The following is an 8,413-nucleotide window of genomic DNA, read 5'->3' as shown; positions in this document are numbered from 1 at the left end:
GGTAAAAGATCTTTTAATACTACATTAGTTGCTGTATTGGAAATAGGGGTAATGTTTTTAATCTTAATGGTGTATCTAATTATATCACCTTCATTAGCAGTTGTTGCATCAGCAGTCTTGATTATTTCAAGATCAACATCTTGCGCCATAACTTTATTATTGGCATAGACAAATAAAATTAATACAACTAGTAATAATTTTAATACACTACTTTGAGGTTTAGTTTGTTTTTTCATTGGGGCTTGAAATAAAACTAATTCTGTTTTAGTTAGTTAAATAATTTAATTACATTTTAACTATAATTAAATGTTGTTAGAGTACTCATTTTTAAAAAAGTTCGATAACTGGACGAAAATAAACGATTAAAACCACATATGCAACACTTTATCGATAAAAGTTGCATTTAAACGATAATTATGAAAAAATTAATTTTAGTAAGACACGCAAAATCATCATGGGAGTATGATGTTACAGACCACGAAAGACCCTTAAAATCAAGAGGTTACAAGGATGCTGATATAGTTTCGAAGGCATTAAAAGGGCGTTTAAAACCAGATTTAGTAATAAGTAGCGATGCCGCAAGAACAAAGGAAACTTCAGACATTTTTGTCTCAAATTTGAATATTAACACAGATATTGTAACATATAATCATGATTTGTATGATTTCTCTGGTGCAAATCTTCTACAAGTCATAAAATCTTGTGATAATATCATTAATACGCTTATGATTTTTGGACACAATCATGCCTTAACAGCCTTTGTAAATACTTACGGCGATACCTATATTGATAACGTGCCAACAAGTGGTGTCGTTATTATAGAATTTGATATAAACCAATGGCATGATTTAAAACCAGGAAAAACGCTAACCACCTTATTTCCCAGAGATTTAAAATCTTAGACAAACATTACATTTCCAAAATTTATTAAATACAAAATGTTGAAAATATAATTATAGCTTATTGCTTAAAATCAGATATTTTAGAGTAAATAGAATATATTTGTTTTTAAATTGTATAATATTTAATAGTCAATGACTAAACCCAATACCGTAGTAGAAAATAGTTATATAAATAGAGAAATTAGCTGGTTGCAGTTTAATGCTAGAGTTTTACAAGAAGGCGCAGATGAAACCGTTCCTCTAATAGAACGCTTACGTTTTTTAGGGATTTTCTCAAACAACTTAGATGAATTTTTTAAGGTAAGATATGCTACTGTAAAACGTATTGTTGAAGCGGGTAAAGGCGGTAAGAGCGAACTTGGAGGTATCAGAGCTAAAGCACTTTTAGAAATTATTACACAAATTGTTATCAAACAGCAAAGTGAAAGCGTTGAAATATTAAAAAAAATTGATAAAAAGTTAAAAGCAGAAAATATTTATATCATTAATGAAACTAAAGTTGATGCTATTCAACATGAGTTTATTAAAGAGTATTTTTTAAAAACAGTAAGTCCAGCGTTAGTAACTATTATTCTTAATGAAACTGTTGTATTACCTAATTTAAAAGATAGCGCAGCGTATTTAGCGGTAAGAATGTTAATGTCTGGGGATAAAAAGCAGTTTGCATTAATTGAAATTCCTAAAACAGTAAACCGATTTGTAGAACTTCCAAAAGAAGGGGATAAGCACTATATAATCATGGTTGATGATTTGTTACGCTATTGTTTAGAAGATATTTTCAACATATTTGATTATAAAGCAATTTCTGCACACATGATAAAAATTACTCGAGATGGCGAGTTAGATTTTGATAGTGATTTAAGTAAGAGTTTTATCGAGAAAATATCTGATAGTGTTAAAGACCGTCAGATAGGAGAGCCAGTAAGGTTTGTTTATGATAAAACCATACATAAAGAAACGTTACGCTTTTTAATGACTAAAATGGGTATTGATGGTACTGATAGTATTATACCAGGCGGGCGTTATCATAACAGACGGGATTATATGGGTTTCCCAAGCCTGGGAAGAACAGATTTAATGTACGAAAAAATTGAAGCACTCCCCATAAAAGGATTAAGTTTAAAAGACAGCATATTTCAAGCCATTGCTAAGAAAGATTATTTGCTTCATGCACCATATCAATCATTCTCATATGTTGTAAAGTTTTTACGAGAAGCAGCGCTGGACCCAAAAGTAAAAACCATAAAAATCACAATATATCGACTTGCTGAAATATCTCATATTGCCAGTTCCCTTATTAATGCGGCCATTAATGGTAAATCTGTAACGGTGTCAATTGAGTTGCGTGCAAGGTTTGATGAGGAAGCCAACATCAATTATGCACAACAAATGGAAAAAGAGGGTATCAACCTAATATTTGGCGTAGCGGGACTAAAAGTGCATAGTAAAATGTGTGTTATTGAACGTGAAGTAGGCAAAAAACTTAAGCGTTATGGATTTATAAGTACAGGAAATTTTAATGAATCTACCGCTAAAATTTATACAGACTATACACTTTTCACCTCTAATAAAAAGATTTTAAAAGATGTCAATCAGATTTTTAGCTTTTTCGAAACCAACTATAGAATTTATAAGTATAAGCATTTAATAGTTTCTCCACATTATACACAAAGTGCTGTTTTTAAGTTGATTGATAATGAAATAGAAAAGGTAAAACAGGGTAAAGAAGGTCTTATTAGACTAAAAATGAACAGTATCTCAAGTTATCCTATGGTTGATAAGTTGTATGAAGCTAGTAGAGGAGGAGTAAAAATTCAAATGATTGTACGAGGGCTTTGCTGTTTAATTCCAGGCATAAAGGGCATGAGTGAGAATATTGAAGTAATTAGTGTGGTTGATAAATTTTTAGAACATTCTAGAGTTTATATTTTTGGAGATCATGATGAAATGAAACTATACATTTCCTCGGCAGATTGGATGACAAGAAATATAGAAAATAGGGTAGAAGTAAGCTGCCCTATTTATGATGAAGATATTAGGAATGAAATTATAGATACCTTTAATATCAGTTGGAACGATAATGTTAAAGCTAGAATATTAAATGATTCACAAGAAAATGAATACCGAATTAATAAAAAAACTAAAGTAAGATCGCAATTTGCCACTTATGATTATTACTTAAAACAACTAGAAAACTAAATGCTTTCAATAAAAAAATATGCTGCCATAGATATTGGATCGAATGCCGTTAGGCTATTAATTTCAAACATTATAGAACAAAAGGGACAACCTGTTCAGTTTAAAAAAAACTCGTTAGTTCGTGTGCCTATTCGTCTCGGCGCTGATGTTTTTATTAAGAATAAAATTTCTAAAGAAAACACACAACGTATTTTAGATACCATGTTAGCCTTTAAACTACTCATGAAATCTCATAAAGTGGTAAAATACAAGGCCTGTGCAACTTCCGCCATGAGAGAATCTACAAATGGAAAAAAGGTAGTTGACTTAGTTTTAAAGCAAACTGGAATAAGTATTGATATTATTGAAGGTGAAGAAGAAGCAGCAATAATCGCAGCCACAGATTTAAATAAGTTTATAGACCCAAACAAAACCTATTTATATGTTGATGTTGGTGGTGGAAGTACAGAGTTTACGGTAATTGATCGTGGCAATCAGGTAGTCTCAAAATCTTTTAAAATAGGAACCGTAAGATTGCTTAATGACATGGTTAAAAATGAAACCTGGCATGAATTGCAAGAATGGATTGGAAGTCAAACTAAAATTTATGAAAAAATTGATGTTCTGGGTTCTGGTGGAAATATCAATAAAATATTTAAGGTATCTGGCAAAGCCTTAGGAAAACCGCTTTCATATTTTTACATGACATCATACTACAATATGCTGCAAACCTACTCTTATGAAGAGCGTATTACAGAATTATCTTTAAATCAAGATAGAGCCGATGTTATTATTCCTGCCATGCGAATTTATCTTTCAGCTATGAAATGGAGTCATGCAAAAAACATATATGTACCAAAAATAGGGTTGGCAGATGGAATCATTAAAAGCATCTATTATGATACAGTTTCTAGCAATACACAGTAAAATTATGCACTTTAGCTTGTATAATTGTAGTATTTTAAATTTATAATATATCTTCGTAGCCGTATTATTATTAATAACCCAAATCTATTAATATTGAAATAAGCCTAAATGTTGCCCTCCACTTCATATTAAATGGCAAGTTACATCTGAATAGATTTAAATAAATAAAAACACACAGATGAAAAAATTACTACTATTAACAGTACTACTTGGTTTTTCATTTCATGGATTTTCTCAGGATGATAAAGACCTTAATGCTTCAATGAAAGTTCAAGATTCGGTAAAGGTTCAAGAAAAATGGTCGGCTGCCAACGGAATAAAATTTGGCGTAAGAGGTGGTTATACTATTTCTCATTTAGATTTTGAAAGTGAGCCAATTGGGGATAACAAACACAGAAACAGTATGTATATTGGTTTTACGGCGCATATGTTTGTGTCAAGAACTTTGTCAATAGTACCTGAAATACAGTTTTCAGCTGAAGGTGCCAGAGAAGAAACCTTAAATTTAGATTATATTCAAATGCCTGTTTTATTCAGGTTCAGATTTAGTGAAAAATTTCACGCAAGTTTAGGTCCACAAATAGGATTGAAAGTTCATAAAGTAGACGATGGGATGAAAAACCTTGGCTATTCTGGAGTTATAGGTGCAGATTATAAGATTAATTATGCCATTTATGTAGAGGCTAGATACAACTACGGTTTAAGAAACGTTTTTGATGAATATTTAGATATGAATGCAAAAAACAGAAACATTCAATTAGGTGTTGGTTATAAATTCTAATTAATAATTTTAACCATGTATAGCTTCGCTAGTACCTAAATTACTTATAATTTTACTCTCATATTCAAGAAGTTGCTGCCATTTGGTATCAACTTCTTTTTTTTCACCGTATTGTCTCGCAAAACCTAAAAACATGGTGTAATGGTTAGCTTCACTAACCATAAGGTTTCTGTAAAACACAGCTAATTCTTTATCTTGAAGTTCTTCTGAAAGCAACCTAAAACGCTCACAACTCCTAGCCTCAATCAACGCGGCATAAAGCAAACGATGAACCAATTGTGTAGTTCTGCTGCCTCCTTTCGGGAAAAACTTAAGGAGTTCAATAACGTAATCATCACGGCGGTCGCGACCTAAAACCCAGCCTCGCTTTATAATGATGTCGTGTACCATTTTAAAATGGCTAATCTCTTCTTTTACTAAAGCCGTCATTTCTTGAACTAAATCAGTATATTCTGGAAAACTAACAATTAGCGAAATAGCTGTGCTCGTTGCTTTTTGTTCGCAAAAGGCATGGTCGGTAAGTATTTCTTCAATGTTTTTTTCTACAATATTTACCCATCGTGGGTCGGTTGGTAATTTAAGTCCTAGCATGATTTTTACTGTATTAGCAATTCATTTTACGTTGTTTTATTTGAATAACACCATGTTTATCAATCATAACAACAAAATCCTTAAAGTTTTCGGTATCTGCTATTTTGAACGATGTATTTAAACATAGCATGTTTTCATTTGAAGCATTGGGATCGACCCAAACATATTGCATAATCGCACTTTTCCAAAATGAAGCATCTTCAAATTCAAGAAATGTCATTTTAGTAATAGTGGTTTCAGCAATGGGCAAATCATCTTTAAAAACCGAAATTTTCGCTTCAAAATTTTTATAATTTTTGATATTGGTCGTATCATTTTCATTTTCTACCACCCCATAAAATGGCTTTTTTTCAATGGAGTGATAATTAATTTTCACAGTAAAACCGTTACTTAAAATAGTATCGGTATAAATAACAACAGGCTTGTTTGGAATAAATTCAACCTGTTCATTATAAGCATTTAATTGGTTGTTTTCCTGAAGCACTTCGGCATTATTTTTATGCTTTCTATCTTGGCCATCGCAATTATAAAACAGCATTGCTATAGCAAAAATAAAAACGAATAACTTGCTAATAATTAATGATTTAAACATCTAAATCGAAAGTTTTTCTTAAAAGGTCAATATTTGGATTTTTATCCTTTAATTTTTCAAATTTATCCTGTGGCGTATAGGCATATTTCTTTTCCAAAATTTCATTTACAGTAATATCCAAACTTATGTCGAAATTGTTTAAGGCCTTTCGGATAAATCCTAGGAGATCATATTGCTGACGTTCAAGTTCCACTTTATTGGTAGCATTCGGAAATTCCAAATAGGCAACCGTGCCTTTTACTTTGGGCTTGTCAATAGATAGTATGGAAGCTAAATTATGCTGACCGTCATCTGTTAACTTACTAATGTATGCGTTCCAAGTTTTTATAAATTCAGCTTCGGTAAAATCCTCTTTTGGTAAATCCTCTTCATCAATAACCACATCCATTTGTTTGATTTGATGCTCTTTTTTGGCTCTAATACTTGATAATGACAGGCCAGAAGCTCTTTTTGAATCTTGCTTTAAAATAATTTTCGGTGGTTCTACTTTTTGAAATTTTTCAACAACGGCAGCTACTTTTTCTTTTGGTTTAGGGATTTCTGTTTTCGCTTCCCTGCCTGACGGCGAGGCAGGATCGGAAGTGTTAGTGCTTTCAGATCTCTTAGGAATAGTAACCGGAATAGGGGTAATGCCCTTTTTACGGAAGTAAGATGCAGGAATTATGTAATGTTTGCTATTTTTTTTTTCTCCATCATGAGTGATAGAGGCAAGCTGCATTAAGCATAATTCAACAAGTAAGCGTTGGTTTTTACTTGTTTTGTATTTTAGGTCGCAATCGTTAGCAAGATTTATACCTTGCATCAGGAACTCTTGCGAGGCTAGTTTTGATTGTTTTAAGTACTTTTCTTTAGTTTGTTCGCCTACTTCAAGCAACTCAATAGTTTCTGGTGTTTTACTTACTAGTAAATCTCTAAAATGAGAAGCTAATCCAGCAATAAAATGATGGCCATCAAATCCTTTCGAAAGCGTATTATTAAACTGAAGTAATAATTCAGGAATTTTATTGTCTAAAATAAAATTGGTACTAGTAAAATACGTTTCGTAATCAAGCACATTTAAATTCTCTGTAACGGCTTGTCTAGTTAATTTTTTACCAGAAAAACTAACCACTCTATCAAAAATAGAAAGCGCATCACGCATGGCACCATCTGCCTTTTGGGCTATAATATGTAACGCATCATCTTCAGCAGTAATGCCTTGCTCTTTTGCTATATATTTTAAATATTCCTTAGCATCTTTAACTGTAATACGTTTAAAATCAAAAATTTGACAACGCGATAAAATGGTTGGGATTATTTTATGCTTCTCGGTAGTTGCAAGAATGAAAATACAATGTTTTGGTGGCTCTTCTAAGGTTTTAAGAAACGCATTAAAAGCCGCTTGAGAGAGCATGTGTACCTCATCAATAATATACACTTTGTATTTTCCAACTTGCGGTGGTATTCTAACTTGGTCGGTTAAACTTCTAATATCATCAACCGAGTTATTTGATGCTGCATCGAGTTCAAAAATGTTGAATGCAAAATCTTCATCACCCGTTTCCGTACCGTCACTATTAATCATTTTAGCCAAAATACGTGCGCAAGTAGTTTTACCCACACCACGAGGACCTGTAAACAGTAAGGCTTGTGCTAAATGATTGTTTTCAATGGCATTAAGTAAGGTATTTGTAATGGCATTCTGCCCAACCACGTCTTTAAACGTTTGAGGTCTGTATTTTCTAGCCGATACTACAAAGTGTTCCATTGATAAATCTTGATTTAACAAAGTTAAAAATTCAGTTTAGAATTAAGGGTTTAGAAGCCTAAAATTAATAGGAGTTATTAACAAAATGATATGGTATTAATCATAAGTATTTATTTAACTGTGTTATAAAATTAAAACTTCATTTAACAATAAATAAAGTACCTTAAATGAGGTTTTATATTTGTTATTTAGTCAATAATTGATATTTTTATGGTTAACTTAATTCATCATTATGATAAACCAATTGATATTTCAAATTTTAAGCTTTAAAATCCCAAGATACACCTATTTACTAATTTTATCCATTATTTTAGTTGGGTGTAATTCAAAGAATTCTAATAAAAATTATATCGTTGAAGTTTATCAAACCTCACAAACTGGCGATAACTTAAAATTAATATCTAATACTGAACCTAAAACACTTGTAAAGGAGAATAATAAGATTGATTTACAACTTCTACCTAATGAAGCATATCAAAAATATTACGGTTTTGGTGCTTCCTTTACAGAATCATCGGCATGGAACTTGGCTACAATCCCGGTGGCATTGCGCAAAGAAGTTTTAACTAATCTGTTTAGCCCAACAAAAGGCGCTGGTTTCAGCCTAACAAGAACACACATTAACAGCAGCGATTATTCGAACAATCATTACACATATGTGGAAGACGGCGATGAAGACCTTTCAACCTTTAGTA

8 protein-coding genes and 1 pseudogene are annotated in these 8,413 nt (G+C 31.9%); 5 read left to right on the top strand and 4 right to left on the bottom strand.

What is annotated here, in order from left to right:
• Positions 1 to 236, bottom strand: a 236-nt coding sequence (locus tag WBN21_RS12040; protein ID WP_424200607.1) for a hypothetical protein, incomplete at its 3' end; no start/stop codon positions are given.
• A gap of 180 nt (positions 237 to 416) precedes the next feature.
• Here WBN21_RS12040 and WBN21_RS12035 point away from each other — a divergent pair.
• The 4 genes from WBN21_RS12035 (at position 417) to WBN21_RS12020 (ending at position 4,788) form a co-directional block, all read left to right on the top strand.
• The gene (locus WBN21_RS12035; protein ID WP_424200605.1) at positions 417 to 902 is read left to right on the top strand and encodes a SixA phosphatase family protein; all 486 of its coding nucleotides are present in this window, start codon (positions 417 to 419) and stop codon (positions 900 to 902) included.
• Positions 903 to 1,034: 132 nt separating this feature from the next.
• Entirely contained in the window at positions 1,035 to 3,101 is a 2,067-nt protein-coding gene (gene ppk1 / locus WBN21_RS12030; protein WP_424200603.1) for a polyphosphate kinase 1, read from the top strand.
• Positions 3,102 to 4,007, top strand: coding sequence for a Ppx/GppA phosphatase family protein (locus WBN21_RS12025; RefSeq protein WP_424200601.1), 906 nt, complete (start codon positions 3,102 to 3,104; stop codon positions 4,005 to 4,007).
• Between the two features lie 178 nt (positions 4,008 to 4,185).
• On the top strand, positions 4,186 to 4,788 hold the full coding sequence (locus WBN21_RS12020) for a porin family protein (protein ID WP_424200599.1): 603 nt from the start codon (positions 4,186 to 4,188) through the stop codon (positions 4,786 to 4,788).
• Between the two features lie 9 nt (positions 4,789 to 4,797).
• On the opposite strand, the gene WBN21_RS12015 is transcribed toward WBN21_RS12020, so the two are convergent.
• Genes WBN21_RS12015 through WBN21_RS12005 form a run of 3 tightly spaced genes read right to left on the bottom strand, consistent with a single transcriptional unit; the run spans position 4,798 to position 7,718 of the window.
• Positions 4,798 to 5,379 carry a tRNA-(ms[2]io[6]A)-hydroxylase gene (locus WBN21_RS12015; protein WP_424200598.1) on the bottom strand — a complete coding sequence of 194 codons (582 nt, stop codon included), beginning with the start codon at positions 5,377 to 5,379 and terminating at the stop codon, positions 4,798 to 4,800.
• Positions 5,380 to 5,392: 13 nt separating this feature from the next.
• The gene (locus tag WBN21_RS12010) at positions 5,393 to 5,971 is read right to left on the bottom strand and encodes a hypothetical protein (protein ID WP_424200596.1); all 579 of its coding nucleotides are present in this window, start codon (positions 5,969 to 5,971) and stop codon (positions 5,393 to 5,395) included.
• On the bottom strand, positions 5,964 to 7,718 hold the full coding sequence (locus WBN21_RS12005; RefSeq protein ID WP_424200594.1) for a DNA polymerase III subunit gamma/tau: 1,755 nt from the start codon (positions 7,716 to 7,718) through the stop codon (positions 5,964 to 5,966). The genes WBN21_RS12010 and WBN21_RS12005 overlap by 8 nt, the downstream gene beginning before the upstream one ends.
• Before the next feature lie 232 nt (positions 7,719 to 7,950).
• Between WBN21_RS12005 and WBN21_RS12000 the strand changes: the two are divergent.
• Positions 7,951 to 8,413, top strand: a pseudogene (locus WBN21_RS12000) (hypothetical protein); the annotation flags it as partial.

Source organism: Algibacter sp., from assembly GCF_049667265.1.
GTDB lineage: Bacteria > Bacteroidota > Bacteroidia > Flavobacteriales > Flavobacteriaceae > Algibacter_B.
The sequence above is the reverse complement of the archived record's forward strand: the minus strand, read 5'-3'. Positions and strand labels throughout refer to the sequence as shown.

Coding starts and splice junctions, on each gene's coding strand:
- WBN21_RS12035 (WP_424200605.1), top strand. CDS start 417: ATGAAAAAATTAATTTTAGTAAGACACGCAAAATCATCATGGGAGTAT.
- ppk1 (WP_424200603.1), top strand. CDS start 1,035: ATGACTAAACCCAATACCGTAGTAGAAAATAGTTATATAAATAGAGAA.
- WBN21_RS12025 (WP_424200601.1), top strand. CDS start 3,102: ATGCTTTCAATAAAAAAATATGCTGCCATAGATATTGGATCGAATGCC.
- WBN21_RS12020 (WP_424200599.1), top strand. CDS start 4,186: ATGAAAAAATTACTACTATTAACAGTACTACTTGGTTTTTCATTTCAT.
- WBN21_RS12015 (WP_424200598.1), bottom strand. CDS start 5,379: ATGCTAGGACTTAAATTACCAACCGACCCACGATGGGTAAATATTGTA.
- WBN21_RS12010 (WP_424200596.1), bottom strand. CDS start 5,971: ATGTTTAAATCATTAATTATTAGCAAGTTATTCGTTTTTATTTTTGCT.
- WBN21_RS12005 (WP_424200594.1), bottom strand. CDS start 7,718: ATGGAACACTTTGTAGTATCGGCTAGAAAATACAGACCTCAAACGTTT.